The following is a 14,455-nucleotide window of genomic DNA, read 5'->3' on the forward strand; positions in this document are numbered from 1 at the left end:
AAAACTCCGTCATGAGCGCTCCGTTCGACTTGCATGTGTTAAGCACGCCGCCAGCGTTCATCCTGAGCCAGGATCAAACTCTCAATAAAATGGTATCTAAACTCCGAAGAGTTCAAATCACTTTATTGAAGCCTAATTCATAGCTTCAAAGAAATTAATCAGCTGCCCCTTCACAAACTTGCGCTTGCGAAGGACAACTTGTCCTTCTGGTGCTTCGTGTTTCTTTCACGTTGTTTAATTTACAAGGTACACGCTTCGACCTCTCGGTCAAGTGCTCGACTATTTTATCACACTCAGTTTTGTTTGTCAAGAACTTTTTTCAGGCTTTTCCGGGGCTTTTCAGCCCTCAGAACCGCTTTTCCGAAGCTCTCTCATCCAACCGCCGCTTCCGTGCGAACTCATTCAGTTTAGCACATCCGCTCCCACTTGTCAACACCTTTTTTCAGAACCGCTCCTGCTTTCCGCCGCTGTGTCCCATCTTCCAGGTGCCCCCTCGTGAGGCGCTCAGATATAATACCAACTCCCGCCCCTTTTGTCAACACCTTTTTTCTTTTTTTCGACGTTTTTTTCGTGGACGTCTCTTTTTGATTCAAAACAGCGGTTGCGCCCTTCTTTTAAATGTGATAGGCTATCTCATATAAAAACTCTATGATTTACTTGGAGGTATGGCCATGCCCATTCGCATTCCGGATTCCCTGCCCGCCCGTGCGGTGCTGGAGAGTGAAAATATCTTTGTTATGACCGAATACCGGGCCATGCACCAGGATATCCGTCCTTTGAGCGTTCTTATCCTCAACCTGATGCCCACCAAGATCGTCACCGAGACCCAGATCCTCCGAAAGCTCTCCAACACGCCGCTCCAGATCCAGGTGGAATTGCTCCAGACAAGCAGCTACATATCCCGTCACACCGATGAGAATCATCTGGACTCCTTCTACACCACCTTTGACCGGGTCAAGGACCGCAAATTCGACGGTATGATCATTACCGGCGCTCCCGTGGAGAACATGGAATTTGACCAGGTGGACTACTGGGACGAGCTGTGCCAGATCATGGAATGGACCCGGACCCACGTCCACTCCACCCTCCATATTTGCTGGGGCGCTCAGGCCGGTCTCTATTATCACCACGGCATTGAGAAGCGCAGCCTGCCTAAAAAGCTCTTCGGCGTCTATGAGCACAAAGTCCTCAAGCCCAGTTCCCCCCTGTTCCGCGGTTTTGACGATGTCTTTTTTGCCCCCAATTCCCGCTATACCGAGGTCTGGGCCGATGATATCCGCCAGCGCCCCGAGCTGGAGCTGATCGCCATGTCGGACGAGGCCGGTGTCTTTGCGGTCAAAACCGAGGACAGCCGTCGTTTCTATATCATGGGCCATCCTGAGTACGATCCCGATACCCTGGCCCGGGAATACTGGCGTGATGTGGACAAGGGTCTGGACATCGCCGTGCCCGCCAACTACTTCCCGGATGACGATCCCACCCGTCCTCCCATTGTCCGCTGGCGCAGCGCCGGCCAGCTGCTCTATACCAACTGGCTCAATTACTATGTGTATCAGACCACTCCCTATGATCTGAGCAAGGTATAACAGGAAAGCCGGGAAGCCGCATATTCTCAAATCTGGTGTGTTTCATTTCCTCCCCCTGGATAGCGGGGATGGCAAATTTATTCTGGTCAGGAGGTCTTTTTTATGAATGTTCTGCTTATCAACGGCAGCCCCCGCCCAAATGGCTGCACCTTCACCGCCCTCAGCGAGGTGGCTTCTACCCTGGAGGCCGAAGGTATTTCTGCCGAGATCGTCTCCCTGGGCGCCGGTTCCCTGCGGGATTGCACCGCCTGCCGCAAATGCGCCGAGCTGGACAACGCCTGTATTTTCTCCGATGACTGCGTCAACGACCTGATCGCCAGGGCTGCCCGGGCCGACGGCTTCGTCTTCGGCACTCCCGTGTACTACGCCCATCCCAGCGGCCGCATTCTCTCTGCCCTGGACCGGATGTTCTACGCCGGCAGCGCAGCCTTTCGCCACAAGCCCGCCGCCGCGGTGGCCTCCGCCCGCCGGGCAGGCACCACCGCCTCTCTGGATGTGCTCAGCAAGTATTTTACCATCGCCGAAATGCCGGTGGTCTCCTCCTCTTATTGGAACATGGTCCACGGCAACTCCCCGGAGGAGGTGCAGCAGGACCTGGAGGGTCTCCAGTCCATGCGCAACCTGGGCCGCAATATGGCCTGGCTCCTGAAATGCATCCGGCTTGGCCGGGACAGCGGTGTCCTCCCCCCTGTCACTGAGCGAGCATATAAGACCAATTTTATTCGCTGAACGTGTTCCGCGGCTCCGGCATTATACCGGAGCCGCGGTCTTTTCACATGGTTTCAGAAAAGCACAACCCCCCAGCCGTCCTCTGCGGCTGGGGGGCTACTTCTGATTCTGGATTTCTACCATGTTTCAACCTCTTGCTTTCTACGGATTTGCGCTGGATCCTGTTGCTGAAGTTTTCCTCGCGGATGCAGTTACCCAGAAACTCATGTTGCGCCAAGTCTTCCTTCTGCGATGCTTCGCGTCGGGGGCTCCTGCGCTCGTTCTCACACATGTGAGCTGGTCTGGAACTTGCTTCGTCTGGATCTTCCGGCCTGGATCGTTCTGCGCTGATGCGTATGCCTCTTTCTATGCCTTCAGGTCATACGCGGAAAGGGTTCTGTCCTTGTTAGTACATCGGACTCTCGCTCCTTTCTTTCTGGCTATATTGTACTATACCATCTCCTATTTGTCAAGTCTTTTTGTTGTATTTTTAAAATTTTAATCTTTTGTCAGAACCCAACCGCCGTCACCAGCTCAGTGATGGGCATCGCAAACCAGATGACGTCTGCTCCCGCAGCGGCGGCGATACCGGTGCTGCTTCCGGCCTCACCGCCGCAGGTCCTCCGGCGGTCTTTCATTTCTTCGAAAACAATAAAAGGGCTGGATAAGTACAGGCGTCTCAGCCTGTTGCCTTATCCAGCCCATCATTTTCAAGGAACGATCCACCCTCCGGGCAAGCACCGCATATTTTACACAGCGCTGCCCCATTTGTTAAGTCTTTCTCAGGCTATCCCGAACAGCACCAGAAGCAGCCCGTAGACCACACTGGCACTGATGCCGAACACCAGCACCGGTCCCGCCACCGTAAATAGCTTGGCGGCGGTCCCGGTGACAAAGCCTTCGCTCTTGAATTCCAGTGCAGGAGAGACCATGGCATTGGCAAAGCCGGTGATGGGCACCAGGGTGCCGGCCCCGGCGTGCTTGGCAATGTTGTCAAACACGCCCAGACCGGTGAGCAGCGCGGCGATGAAGATCAGCGTCACCGACACCGCGCAGGAGGCCGGATCCTCCTCCAGTCCCCATGCCAGGTAGAAATTCCGCAGCCCCTGCCCCGCGGTACAGATGGCGCCGCCCACCACGAAGGCCCAGGCCATATCCTTCCACAGCGGCGAGGGCTTGGCCTTGCGCTGCACATACTTGTTATATTCCTGATTTGTCATGTCCATAGCGGCACATCCTCCTTTGGCTCTATTGTTCCAATCTCCCGTCAAACTATGCAGGGACACCTTTTAAAGAAAAACCGGTATCCGCTGTGCGGATACCGGTTTTTAACGCAGATATCAGATGTTCTCCGGGTCCTCGGGATGACCGCCGAAGGCCTCCACGGCCCTGGCCGTCTCGGCCCGCTTCTCCTCCAGGTTCTCCTTGAGGATCATGTCCTTCACCTTCATCAGGCGGATGGTGGAAGCGCGCTCGTTCTCATCCAGCTTCATGGTGATATACTTGATGGCTTCCTCCATCTGGGGGATCTTCACGTACTCCAGGGCGTTGACGCGGCGGCGGGTCTTTTCGATCTCCTCCGCCAGCAGCTGGGAGGTCTTTTCGATCTGGGCCAGCTTGAGCATATCCTGGAACACGGAGGCCATGTTGTCCACGGCGTCGTCCAGCTCGCCGGATGTAGTGGCGAAGCCATAGGGATAGACCTCGCCGGGGTCCTGGCTCTTGGTCTTGAACTCATAGACAGGGACATTGACCGACATGACATTCTGGAAGGTCATGTCCAGCTCCACAGACTGCTTGGGGTACAGCAGGGACTGCTCCAGCATCTCGCCGGACATGAGGGCGGAGGCCACGGTAAAGGAGCCGTAGGCCTGCATCAGGCCGTCCTCCACCTTCTTGCGGAGGGCCCGGTTCTCCCGTACCACGTCCATGAACTGCTTCATCAGCTCATCCCGCTTGTCCTTGAGCAGCTTGTGGCCCCGGATGGAGGTCCTCAGCCGGCCCTTGAGCCGGGTGAGCTCCTGCCGGGTGGGGTTTACGTTCATCGCCGGCATAGCTTACCCCTCCTTTTTCGGGAGGTATTTCTCGATATATTCCGGCTTGATACGCTTGAGCTCGGCCTTGGGCAGGATGCTCAGCAGCTCCCAGCCCAGGTCCAGGGTCTCCAGGATGCCGCGGTTCTCATCGGGGCCCTGGGAGACATAGCGCTTCTCAAACTCGTCGGCAAATTTGGCGTACTGCAGGTCGGTGGGAGAAAGGGCGGCCTCGCCCAGGATGGACATGAGCTCCTTGTTCTCCTTACCGGTGGCGTAGGCGGCGAAGAGCTGGTTCATGGTACCGGCGTGATCCTCGCGGGTCTTGCCCACGCCCACGCCCTTGTCCTTCAGACGGGACAGGGAGGGCAGCACGTCCACAGGGGGATTGACGCCCTTGCGGAACAGCTCCTGGCTCAGGATAATCTGACCCTCGGTGATGTAGCCGGTCAGGTCGGGGATGGGGTGGGTCTTGTCGTTTTCCGGCATGGTCAGGATGGGGATCAGGGTGATGGAACCGGGCTTGCCCAGCTGACGGCCGGCCCGCTCGTACATGGTAGCCAGGTCGGTGTACAGGTAGCCAGGGTAGCCGCGGCGGCCAGGGACTTCCTTCTTGGCCGCGGAGACCTCGCGCAGGGCCTCGGCGTAGTTGGTGATATCGGTAAGGATGACCAGCACGTGCATGCCCTTCTCAAAGGCCAGGTACTCGGCGGCGGTCAGGGCCATACGGGGGGTGGCAATACGCTCGACGGCGGGGTCGTTGGCCAGGTTGGTGAACAGGACCGTGCGGTCGATGGCGCCGGTGCGCTTGAACTCCTCCACGAAGAAGTTGGACTCCTCGAAGGTGATGCCGATGGCGGCAAAGACCACGGCGAAGTTGGAGGCCTCGTCCCCCAGCACCTTGGCCTGGCGGGCGATCTGGGCGGCCAGGTTGTTGTGGGGCAGGCCGGAGCCGGAGAAGATGGGCAGCTTCTGGCCGCGGACCAGGGTGTTCAGACCGTCGATGGTGGAGATACCGGTCTGGATGAACTCGTTGGGGTAGTCGCGGGCGGCGGGGTTCATGGGCAGGCCGTTGATGTCACGGTGCTCCTCGGCCATGATCTCGGGGCCGCCGTCAATGGGCTGGCCCATGCCGTTAAAGACGCGGCCCAGCATGTCGCCGGACACCGCCAGCTCCAGAGGATGGCCCAGGAAGCGGACCTTGGACTCCTTCAGGTTCAGTCCGGCGGAGGACTCGAAGAGCTGGACCACGGCGTTGTCGCCGTTGACCTCCAGCACCTTGCAGCGGCGGACGGAGCCGTCGGGCAGCTCGATCTCGGCCAGCTCGTCATAGGTGACGCCCTGGACCCGGCGGACCACCATCAGGGGGCCGTTGATCTCCTGGATCGTCTTGTATTCACGGATCATACCTCAGCACCTCCCTTGGCCACGGCGGCCTCGATCTGCTCCTGCATGTCGCGGCTCATCTGCGCGAACACCTCCACATACTTGTCGTCGGGGATGCTCTTGGCGCGGCCCATCTGCTCACGGAAGGGAATGTTGAACAGATCGGCGGTCTTGGCGCCCTTCTCAATGGCGGCGCGGCAGCTCTTGTCATAGTCCAGAATCATGGCCAGCATCTTGTCCTGGCGCTCATAGCTGGAGTACCAGTCGATCTCCATGAAGCCGTTCTGCTGGAGGAAGTCCTCCCGCAGCATCTTGGCGGTCTCCAGGGTCAGCTGGTCGCCGGGGGACAGGGAATCCTTGCCCACCAGCTGGACGATCTCGTTCAGGCTGGACTCCTCCTGGAGGATGGACATGGACTTGTCGCGGTTGACCATGAACTGCTTGCCCAGATGCTCGTCGTACCAGGGCTTCAGGGTGTCCAGATACAGGGAGTAGGAGTTGAGCCAGTTGATGGCGGGGAAGTGACGGCGGTAGGCCAGGGAGGAGTCCAGCGCCCAGAACACCTTGACGATACGCATGGTGGCCTGAGACACGGGCTCACTGAGGTCGCCGCCCGGAGGGGAAACGGCGCCCACGGCGGTCAGGGAGCCCCGGCGGCTCTCGTCGGAGCCCAGGCACTCCACCATGCCGGCGCGCTCGTAGAACTGGGCCAGACGGGAGGACAGGTAGGCGGGGTAGCCTTCTTCGCCGGGCATCTCTTCCAGACGGCCGGACATCTCGCGCAGAGCCTCGGCCCAGCGGGAGGTAGAGTCGGCGATGACGGCCACGTCGTAGCCCATGTCGCGGAAGTACTCGGCGATGGTGATGCCGGTGTAGATAGAGGCCTCACGGGCGGCCACGGGCATATCGGAGGTGTTGGCGATGAGCACGGTACGCTTCATCAGGGACTCGCCGGTACGGGGGTCCACCAGCTCGGGAAACTCCCGCAGAACGTCGGTCATCTCATTGCCGCGCTCGCCGCAGCCGATGTAGATGACGATGTCCACGTCGGACCACTTGGCCAACTGGTGCTGCATAACGGTCTTGCCCGAGCCGAAGGGGCCGGGGATGGCCGCGGTGCCGCCCTTGGCCACGGGGAACATGGCGTCCACGATGCGCTGGCCGGAGAGCAGGGGGGTCTTGGGGGGATACTTGTGCTTATAGGGACGGCCCACACGGACGGGCCACTTCTGGACCATGGTCAGCTCCACGCGCTCGCCCTTGTCGTTCTTGAGCACGGCGATGACCTGCTCCACGGTGTAGTCGCCGGCGGGAGCCACAGACTCCAGGGTGCCGCTCATCTTGGGGGGCACCATGATCTTGTGGAGCACCACGCTGGTCTCCTGAACGGTGCCCAGCACGTCGCCGCCCACAACCTTGTCGCCGGCCTTGGCCACAGGCTGGAAGGCCCACTTCTTCTCGCGGTCCAGGGCGGGGACCTCCACGCCGCGGGGCAGGTTGTTGCCCCCGGTCTTTTTCATGATCTCCTCCAGCGGGCGCTGGATACCGTCGTAGATGTTCTCGATGATACCGGGGCCCAGCTCCACAGACAGAGGAGAGCCGGTGGTCACCACCTCGGCGCCGGGGCCCAGTCCGGAGGTCTCCTCGTAGACCTGAATGGACGCGGAGTCGCCGTTCATGTTCAGGATCTCGCCGATGAGCCGCTGCTCACCCACGCGGACCACGTCGGCCATATTGGCGTCCGCCAATCCGGTGGCGACCACCAGCGGGCCGGAAACCTTAACAATTTTGCCCATAGGCTTTTATACCTTCTTTCGGGTGATATTCGCAATAGATCTCGGTGGAAAAGGGGTGGGCGCCTTAGAGGATATCCGCGCCCACGGCCCGCTCCACGGCGCTCTTGACATTGGCCATGCCGATGCCAAGGCTGCCCTCGGTGCCGGGAATGAGGATGATGGCGGGGGTGAGAGCGTCCTTGTACCGGGCCACTTCGGCCTCCATACGCTCGGCGTACTGCTCGGTCAGATAGATCACGGCGTAGTTCTCCTTGGCCAGGGTGTGGAGGATCCTGCGGGCCTCATCCACATCGTCGGCAGGGAACACGTCCAGGCCCAGGGCCTTGAAGCCCAGGACGCTGTCCTTATCACCCAGGACTGCAATTTTATACATAGGATTCACGCAGCCTTTCCCGGATGGTCTCCGCGCTCAGCCCGGCCATGCGGCCGGACAGGATGGTCCGGATGGCGGTGACTTCCGCCTCCCGGGCGTAGAGGTAGCCGATGACCGGGTGCTCGCCGAAGGCGATGCGCCGGGCCTGGCTCAGGTAATCGGTGACGGCGTTGTCGCAGGCGCGCTCAAAGGCGGTGAAGGAGCCTCCTCCCCCGCTGAGCAGCGCCGCGCCCAGCTCGGCCGCGGCCGCCAGCCGGCCGCCCCGGAAGAGCCCGGTCAGGTCGCCGCCCTTGGCCGAGAGGATGGAGCGCTCATCCACATTGCCCCCGGGCACCAGGGCCAGGGCCAGGAAGTCGCCTCCCTTGCCCATGCGGTGGGCACGGACCGAGGAGCGCAGGTTGGCCGCGTCGGCCAGCAGCTTCACGTAACCCTGGAGGAACTCGCTGCCGCTGTCGGCGGCGGCCTGGGCCATCTCGCGGAAATAGGCCCGGTCCAGCTGGAAGTCGGCCAGCTGGGGGTCGCCGGTGGCGGACAGGGTCTCCTTGGCCTGGGTCACCGCGGCGCGGAAGGTGTCGCTGCAGTCCCGCAGGTCGCCCCGGTGCATATCCTCGGCCAGCTTGGCCGCCGGATACCGGCCGCCGCTGGAAAGCAGGCGGCTCTCCTCCAGGCCCATGGCCTCGGCCTTCAGCAACACCTTGGCGTTGTGGTAGTCGTATTTCATCTGGAACACATCGATCAGGTTGTGGTCGGGCACGGAGGAACGCATATCCTTGTACACCGCGTCCCTGGCCTGGGCAAGGACCTCGTCCAGGCCGGAGGCCGTCACGTTGGACAGCTCCCCGTAGCCGCACTCGGTGAGGACCTTGGCGGCCTCCTCACTGGTACGGGCCTCGATCATCCGCTCCATGCGTTCCCGGGTGAGCAGCCGGTTCTCCATGGCCCGCACCCGAGTGGAAATGCCGAGATAATCCGTGTCTTTCAGCTTTTTGTGCAAGACACTTCCTCCTTTCCAATCCGCGGAGCGGAGTTATGCCTTTTCGTCAAAGAGGACCTTGGCCACCTGGCTGTCCAGCTCCCGGCGCTGCAGGCGGACCAGAGTCTCGAAGGTGCAGTTGACTTCCACATCTCCGTCGCTGAGGATGAAGCCGCCCCGGATGGGCCGGCACTGGGCGGAGAGGGTCAGACGGCCCTTGTCGCCCAGCAGCTCGTTGGCCCGGGTGACGGCGGTCTTGCCATAGCGGGGGCGGTCCTTTTGGGAGAAGACCACTTCCTCGCAGCCGCTCTGGCTGGCCTGGGCGATGAGCTTGGCCAGCAGCTCGGTGTATTCCTTCTCTGGCAGGTTGAGCAGATCCTCCAGCGCCTTGTCGAAGGTCTTTTCCAGCACCTCCTGCTTGGCGGCCAGGATCAGCTTGCGGGCCTCCAGCTGGGCCACGCTGGCCAGCCGCTCCTCCCGCTCCGCGGCGGCCAGGCGGCCCCGGGCAACGATATCCTGGGACTCCTGCTCCGCCCGGCGGGCATACTGAGCGGCGATCTCCGCCGCCTCGGCGGCCGCCTGGGCGTTGATCTCATCGATCTCACGCTGGACGTCGGCGTTGATGCGGCTGGTGATTTTTTCGATTCCGTTCATAGTTGTGTAACCGCCTTTCCTGTCTCGGTCTGGCCGTTGTGTCTTAGATCCACAGCAGCATCAGCATGGAGGCCAGCAGGGAGAGGATGGCGTAGAACTCGACGATACCGCAGAGGATCAGGCCCTTGGACCAGTCGTCGGGCTTCTTGGCCAGGATGTTGATGGAGCCGGCAGCCACGCGGCCCTGGGCGATGGCGGACAGCAGGCCGCCGAAGGCCATGGGCATACAGGCGGCGAAATAGCGGAAGCCCTCCACCAGGGTCAGGTTGGCGGCGGTGCCGTCCATCATGCCCATCTGGATCAGGGCGAAGAACCAGACCACCAGGCCGTACAGGCCCTGGGTACCGGGGAGCAGCTGCAGGACCATGACCTTACCGGACTTGGAGGGGTCCTCGCTCAGCAGGCCGGTGCCGGCCTCGCCGGCGATGCCGGTGCCCTTAGCGGAACCAACGCAGGAAAGACCGACCGCCAGGCCGGAGCCCAGCATGGCAATGGCGAGACCGCCGATATTCTCGAGAAACATAGTGAAATCCTCCTTTTATTTACTCTTGACAACGTCTACGTATTTGGTATCGATATCCAGAGGGCGGAAGGGCTTGCCGCCGTCCTCATAGAACCGGCCGAAATACTCCAGGCACTGCAGGCGCATGTCGTGGACATAGCAGCCCAGCAGGTTCAGGGCAAAGTTCAGCGCGTTGCCCACCATGGAGATCAGGAAAAATGTAACGATATTTCCGGTGATGGCGCCCAGGGTGTTGAACACCTGCGCGATGACCGCGCCGGCCAGCATCAGGGCCATCAGGCGGGAGTAAGACAGGATGTCGCTGAAGTAGCCCGTGATATTGTTGTACAGCGAGCCGCCGATGCCCATCACCTTGCCCACGATACCCTTCTTGCCGTAGCCCTGGGTCAGCACCAGCAACACCAGAATGGCGATGAGGGCCGTCTTGATCTGGCCCAGCACCGCGCCCACGGCGAAGAGGATGAACACGCAGTACCATGCGCCCTCGTTGCACAGGGCGTCCATGACCTCGCCCTTCTTGATCTTGCGGTACATGTTCACACCCATACCGGTGAAGATCTGTATCAGGCCGATGGCCAGCGAGCCGATGAGCACGGCCAGCGCGTCGTCCAGGGGGGAGAAGAGGGAGGGCAGGGCGATCTCTTTCCCGGTGGTCAGCATGACCAGCTGGGGGATCAGGTCTCCGAAGAAACCTCCGGTCAGCGCGCCCATGATGAAAGTACTCACGCCGCACAGGCCCAGCAGGGGGATCATATGCCGCATGGTGGGACCCTTGGGCCTGGTCTTTTTCATCACGATGTAGGACACCAGCATCATCAGCAGGCCGTAGCCCATATCCGCCATCATGAAGCCGTAGAAGAAAATAAAGAACGGCGCCATCAGCGGGTTGGGGTCCACACCGTCATACGCCGGCAGGGCGTACATATCGGTCACCATGTTCAGGGGACGGGTAAAACCATTATTCTTGAGCTTGACGGGGACCTGGGGATAATCCTCAGGGGCGGGGTCCTCAGTCTCCCAGGCGCACAGGAAAGGCTCCAGGCTCTTCTCCAGGGTCCCCACTTCCTCGGCGGGCACCCAGCCCTCCAGGAAGAAGGTGGCCTGGGTGTCCAGCAGGCGGCACTTGGCCTCCTCCCGGCTCACCTCCTGGGCCGCCCGGTCGGCACAGCGCTGGAGGGCCAGCCGCTCGCCGCCGTAAGTAGACAGCTCCTTCTTGGCCTCCTCGGCCTCCCGGTCCAGCCGGGCGATCTCGGCGTCCAGCCGCCGGTCATTCTCGGCGGCGGTGCCCGTCCATCCCCGCAGGGCGGAGCGGGTGAAGCCGAATTCCTTGAGTACGTTTTCCGTTTCCTCCTCGGCGCTGCGGTGGCAGACGAAGAAGAGGTAGTGGGCCTCGTTGTCGGCGCTGACCTCAGTCAGCTCTGACAGGTCGGTGGCCGCGTCCAGGGCGCCCCGCAGCTCGGCGATGTCCACCGCGCCGGGGACGGTGCCGAACCGGATGATCACATCCCGGGTGGACTCGGTCTCCAGCGGGATGTCCAGATTCAGCCACGGCGCCAGGGACAGCTTCTGTCCCCGGAGCTTGCTCTGCTCGGCATAGAGGGCGTGGACCCGCCGCTCGGTCTCATTGAGCTTGCGGGCGGTCTCCAGCGCGGCGGCGTAGGCCCCGTCGTCGAAGAACTCCCGTTCCTCCACCACCGGACGGCTCTTGAGCAGTCCGCCCTTTTCAGGGGCGTACTTCTTGAGCAGCTCCAGCGCGGCCAGCGCGGAGGCGCTGGCCTCCCTGGCGGCGCTGAGCGCCCGGTCGTCCGGCCGGGAGACGCCGGCCCAGTCCGGGTCCTCCAGCTTATCCGTGGGCTCGTCGATCTCCACACAGCCCGCGTGCTGAAGCACCCGCAGAACCTCTTCCCTGTCTGAGCGCATGCCAAAGAGGCGTACCCGCTTCATTTTGACAATGGACATCAGACATTCACAACCCTTCTGACAATAAGCGCCGCCGCGTCCGCCATCCGGCCTTCCGCCGACTGACGAAGCGCATCACAGGAGCGCCTGGTCTCTTCAATGACCTTTTCGCTGTGTTTTGAAGCCTTCTTCTCAGCTTCTTTCATAAAGCCCTTGACCTGAGCCTCGGCTTCGGCCCGGGCGGCGGCCAGCGCCTCCTCCCCTGCCTGACGGGCGTCGGATACGGTCTTTTTGGCCTGCGCCATGGCTTCCGCCTTACGCTGCTGGGTCATTTCCTCGGTTTCTGTCACCTGCTTGATTCCTTCCAGAGACATTATTTCACCGCCTTTCGTTGGGATTGCCGCATAGGAATTTTGCTGATTCCATTCAAAATGATACTTGAAAACCCGATAAAAAGCAAGTTCATTTTTTGTCTCCCGCCACTTCGCCTTCCCCAATTTTTTGAAAGTAAACTAGAAAGTATCCTTCAGTTTTTTGTTAAATTTTTGACTAAATCGTCCGTTTTAGTAAGTTTCAGCGCCCTGCCCTGCATGCCCGCATAAAAGCGTAAAATTTAGTGTCCTATTTTTGTCTATTTTGCATACTTCATGGTTTATTTTTTCCTTTTGTACTGCAAATCCTGGTTCCCGATCCCCCTGTTTTTTACTCTGATCATCACTTATATCTCTCCTCACATATGAAGTGGTTCTTTTTTGAACTGTATTCCAAAAAGGTACGCACTCCGCAAAACCAGAGCGCGTCCTGTATTTTCTGTAACTTTTTGCTCCTTTTATCCGGTCTGTTGTGCCAGCATGGCCCAATTGCCGTCGCTCCCCGGGGATGAAATTATGGGGACCAGCATCTCTTCGGCCCGCTCCGCCCCGGCTGCAGTCAGGGTCCGGACGGCGGTCTCTGCCGGAGTCTCCCCCAGGTCGGCCCAGATCCGTCCGGCGCTCTCCAGCATCCCTGTCACACTCTGTCCGCTGAGCGGGCCGCTTCCCTCCGTCAGAACGGTCCCATCGGTCCGGATGGACAGCGTCACCTCCGGATAGTCGGCCAGCGCCGCCTTTATCTGACGGTAAAACGCACTGATCACGCTCTCGAATTGGCTCTCGTCATAGGCCGGGCCTTTTTTGATATATCCCAGCTTTCCCGCTGTGGGGTAACCGCTGTTATCCAGCAGGATCTCGTCAAAGCCCAACCGGGCCAGTTCCGTGCATATGCCGGCCACATAGGCTCTGGCCTCCTCGCTGGTGGGACTCATCCACCGCAGGTCGCCGCTGTCCCTCCAGTTATAGCCGCTGTTGGTCTTGACCCCCAGGGCAGGCGCCGTATAGGGTGCCTTGTTATCTCTGAAACAGGAGACCCGTGCCACCGTATGGAGCTCCTGCTGGTTCAGGGTCCGGATGGTCTCGTTCAGGGCCGGGTCCGAGGCAGAGGCCCCCACCCGCTTGGCCAGTTCCAGATCTGAGACATAACCCAGCGTGCCATCGTCCGCCTTCATATCAAACACCACCGCGTTGGCCCCTGCTTCAGCCGCTCTGGCTGCCGCGCTACCGTCGCTGAGAGCACTGCGGGGCAGCATCACCGCCCGCAGCGGCTCTGCGGGCTCCGGTGCAGGCGTCGGGGTTGGCGCGGGCGTAGCGGAGACGATAACCAGCGGCTCCGTTGCCTCCGGAGGCGGCGAAGGGGCGTCTCCGTCCTTCAGAAAAGGCACATCCAGCCGCAGGCCGCCGGGTGAAAAGACCAGGCGGTCCTCCTGCAGGAAAAAGAGAGCCAGCATCAGGGCCAGCACTACCGCCAGCACGCCGATCACGGCCTTCAAGACCAGGCGGGACCTGGAGCGGCCATGATAGCCGGTATACCCATATCCATATCCCCGCTTACGCATATCCCTGTTCCACCTCACCCGACCATATCATATTGCTCCACAACATCGGGACGCTCTCCCGCCGGAATCTGTCCACCCGGCGCAAAGCGCCCTCTCACCTGTCCTGCCCGCCGGCAGCGGTCAACACTGCGTCCAGCTTCTGGAACGCCTCGGCCACCATGGCCTTGTCTTCCGGAGCCATTGTATCCAGAAGCGAATTGAAATAGCCGCTCACATCGGTAGCCGCCTTTTCCCGCAGCGCACGGTATTTCTCGGTGGCCGAGACATAGATGACCCGCCGGTCATTCTCCGAGCGTTCCCGCTTGGCCAGGCCCAGCTTCTCCAGCCGGTCCACGATGCCGGAGACCGTACTGTTGGCGCTGCCCGTCCGTTCCGCCAGCATGCTTATGGGGACCGGGCCCTCTTCCCCCAGCACATTGAGCACCAGTGCCTGCGGGAACGTCAGATTCAGGCGCCCGAAATGGGCCCGGAACTGCTGAGACATATGCTGTGTCACCCGCAGGTAGGACATCAATACGTTCTGCATTTCTTCCATCGGTCTCCCACTCCTTTTCCACAGCTGCCTGGCCACGTTACCAAGAGCATAGCCGCTGT

At 60.7% G+C, this 14,455-nt stretch carries 15 protein-coding genes and 1 rRNA gene; 2 read left to right on the top strand and 14 right to left on the bottom strand.

All coding sequences use genetic code 11. The features are described 5' to 3' along the window. Positions 1-89: ribosomal RNA gene (locus ACTNBZ_RS06860) — 16S ribosomal RNA — on the bottom strand; the annotation flags it as partial. A 582-nt stretch (positions 90-671) separates the two neighbouring features. Here ACTNBZ_RS06860 and metA point away from each other — a divergent pair. Both metA and ACTNBZ_RS06870 read left to right on the top strand, forming a co-directional pair. Continuing rightward, positions 672-1,586: a homoserine O-acetyltransferase MetA gene (metA, locus tag ACTNBZ_RS06865; RefSeq protein ID WP_441208928.1), complete on the top strand. Its 915-nt coding sequence runs from the start codon at positions 672-674 to the stop codon at positions 1,584-1,586. A gap of 102 nt (positions 1,587-1,688) precedes the next feature. Beyond that, positions 1,689-2,315: a flavodoxin family protein gene (locus tag ACTNBZ_RS06870; RefSeq protein WP_441208929.1), complete on the top strand. Its 627-nt coding sequence runs from the start codon at positions 1,689-1,691 to the stop codon at positions 2,313-2,315. A 488-nt stretch (positions 2,316-2,803) separates the two neighbouring features. On the opposite strand, the gene ACTNBZ_RS06875 is transcribed toward ACTNBZ_RS06870, so the two are convergent. The 13 genes from ACTNBZ_RS06875 to ACTNBZ_RS06935 all read right to left on the bottom strand — a co-directional run bounded on the left by ACTNBZ_RS06875 (position 2,804) and on the right by ACTNBZ_RS06935 (position 14,396). Next, complete coding sequence (locus ACTNBZ_RS06875) at positions 2,804-2,932, bottom strand: hypothetical protein (protein WP_441208930.1); 129 nt, start codon at positions 2,930-2,932, stop codon at positions 2,804-2,806. A 144-nt stretch (positions 2,933-3,076) separates the two neighbouring features. Further along, on the bottom strand, positions 3,077-3,520 hold the full coding sequence (gene spoVAC, locus ACTNBZ_RS06880) for a stage V sporulation protein AC (RefSeq protein WP_441208931.1): 444 nt from the start codon (positions 3,518-3,520) through the stop codon (positions 3,077-3,079). Positions 3,521-3,634: 114 nt separating this feature from the next. Next, a complete protein-coding gene (locus tag ACTNBZ_RS06885) occupies positions 3,635-4,348 on the bottom strand; it encodes a V-type ATP synthase subunit D (protein ID WP_441208932.1) in 714 nt (237 codons plus the stop codon). A gap of 3 nt (positions 4,349-4,351) precedes the next feature. Beyond that, entirely contained in the window at positions 4,352-5,734 is a 1,383-nt protein-coding gene (locus tag ACTNBZ_RS06890) for a V-type ATP synthase subunit B (protein ID WP_441208933.1), read from the bottom strand. Next, positions 5,731-7,509, bottom strand: a complete 1,779-nt coding sequence (locus ACTNBZ_RS06895) for a V-type ATP synthase subunit A (RefSeq protein WP_441208934.1) — start codon at positions 7,507-7,509, stop codon at positions 5,731-5,733. Before ACTNBZ_RS06895 ends, ACTNBZ_RS06890 begins: the two co-directional genes overlap by 4 nt. 64 nt (positions 7,510-7,573) lie before the next feature. Continuing rightward, positions 7,574-7,882 carry a V-type ATP synthase subunit F gene (locus tag ACTNBZ_RS06900; protein WP_441208935.1) on the bottom strand — a complete coding sequence of 103 codons (309 nt, stop codon included), beginning with the start codon at positions 7,880-7,882 and terminating at the stop codon, positions 7,574-7,576. Next, positions 7,875-8,876, bottom strand: coding sequence for a V-type ATPase subunit (locus tag ACTNBZ_RS06905; protein WP_441208936.1), 1,002 nt, complete (start codon positions 8,874-8,876; stop codon positions 7,875-7,877). Before ACTNBZ_RS06905 ends, ACTNBZ_RS06900 begins: the two co-directional genes overlap by 8 nt. Positions 8,877-8,909: 33 nt before the next feature. After that, positions 8,910-9,509, bottom strand: a complete 600-nt coding sequence (locus tag ACTNBZ_RS06910) for a V-type ATP synthase subunit E (protein WP_441208937.1) — start codon at positions 9,507-9,509, stop codon at positions 8,910-8,912. A 43-nt stretch (positions 9,510-9,552) separates the two neighbouring features. Next, on the bottom strand, positions 9,553-10,032 hold the full coding sequence (locus ACTNBZ_RS06915) for a V-type ATP synthase subunit K (RefSeq protein WP_441208938.1): 480 nt from the start codon (positions 10,030-10,032) through the stop codon (positions 9,553-9,555). 15 nt (positions 10,033-10,047) lie between these two features. Further along, complete coding sequence (locus tag ACTNBZ_RS06920; RefSeq protein ID WP_441208939.1) at positions 10,048-11,991, bottom strand: V-type ATP synthase subunit I; 1,944 nt, start codon at positions 11,989-11,991, stop codon at positions 10,048-10,050. Then, a complete protein-coding gene (locus tag ACTNBZ_RS06925) occupies positions 11,991-12,305 on the bottom strand; it encodes a hypothetical protein (RefSeq protein ID WP_441208940.1) in 315 nt (104 codons plus the stop codon). Before ACTNBZ_RS06925 ends, ACTNBZ_RS06920 begins: the two co-directional genes overlap by 1 nt. Before the next feature lie 455 nt (positions 12,306-12,760). Further along, positions 12,761-13,861, bottom strand: a complete 1,101-nt coding sequence (locus tag ACTNBZ_RS06930; protein ID WP_441208941.1) for a putative glycoside hydrolase — start codon at positions 13,859-13,861, stop codon at positions 12,761-12,763. A 94-nt stretch (positions 13,862-13,955) separates the two neighbouring features. Then, positions 13,956-14,396: a MarR family winged helix-turn-helix transcriptional regulator gene (locus ACTNBZ_RS06935; protein ID WP_441208942.1), complete on the bottom strand. Its 441-nt coding sequence runs from the start codon at positions 14,394-14,396 to the stop codon at positions 13,956-13,958. Between the last annotated feature and the right edge of the window lie 59 nt (positions 14,397-14,455).

Origin of the sequence: Pseudoflavonifractor sp. HCP28S3_F10 (assembly GCF_052065415.1) — a bacterium.
Lineage (GTDB): Bacteria > Bacillota > Clostridia > Oscillospirales > Oscillospiraceae > Pseudoflavonifractor_A.

What these genes read in the sequence shown, in the direction of transcription:
- spoVAC (WP_441208931.1), bottom strand. Translation starts at nt 3,520, where the DNA reads ATGGACATGACAAATCAGGAATATAACAAGTATGTGCAGCGCAAGGCC.
- metA (WP_441208928.1), top strand. Translation starts at nt 672, where the DNA reads ATGCCCATTCGCATTCCGGATTCCCTGCCCGCCCGTGCGGTGCTGGAG.
- ACTNBZ_RS06900 (WP_441208935.1), bottom strand. Translation starts at nt 7,882, where the DNA reads ATGTATAAAATTGCAGTCCTGGGTGATAAGGACAGCGTCCTGGGCTTC.
- ACTNBZ_RS06930 (WP_441208941.1), bottom strand. Translation starts at nt 13,861, where the DNA reads ATGCGTAAGCGGGGATATGGATATGGGTATACCGGCTATCATGGCCGC.
- ACTNBZ_RS06925 (WP_441208940.1), bottom strand. Translation starts at nt 12,305, where the DNA reads ATGTCTCTGGAAGGAATCAAGCAGGTGACAGAAACCGAGGAAATGACC.
- ACTNBZ_RS06875 (WP_441208930.1), bottom strand. Translation starts at nt 2,932, where the DNA reads ATGAAAGACCGCCGGAGGACCTGCGGCGGTGAGGCCGGAAGCAGCACC.
- ACTNBZ_RS06895 (WP_441208934.1), bottom strand. Translation starts at nt 7,509, where the DNA reads ATGGGCAAAATTGTTAAGGTTTCCGGCCCGCTGGTGGTCGCCACCGGA.
- ACTNBZ_RS06915 (WP_441208938.1), bottom strand. Translation starts at nt 10,032, where the DNA reads ATGTTTCTCGAGAATATCGGCGGTCTCGCCATTGCCATGCTGGGCTCC.
- ACTNBZ_RS06935 (WP_441208942.1), bottom strand. Translation starts at nt 14,396, where the DNA reads ATGGAAGAAATGCAGAACGTATTGATGTCCTACCTGCGGGTGACACAG.
- ACTNBZ_RS06890 (WP_441208933.1), bottom strand. Translation starts at nt 5,734, where the DNA reads ATGATCCGTGAATACAAGACGATCCAGGAGATCAACGGCCCCCTGATG.
- ACTNBZ_RS06870 (WP_441208929.1), top strand. Translation starts at nt 1,689, where the DNA reads ATGAATGTTCTGCTTATCAACGGCAGCCCCCGCCCAAATGGCTGCACC.
- ACTNBZ_RS06920 (WP_441208939.1), bottom strand. Translation starts at nt 11,991, where the DNA reads ATGTCCATTGTCAAAATGAAGCGGGTACGCCTCTTTGGCATGCGCTCA.
- ACTNBZ_RS06885 (WP_441208932.1), bottom strand. Translation starts at nt 4,348, where the DNA reads ATGCCGGCGATGAACGTAAACCCCACCCGGCAGGAGCTCACCCGGCTC.
- ACTNBZ_RS06910 (WP_441208937.1), bottom strand. Translation starts at nt 9,509, where the DNA reads ATGAACGGAATCGAAAAAATCACCAGCCGCATCAACGCCGACGTCCAG.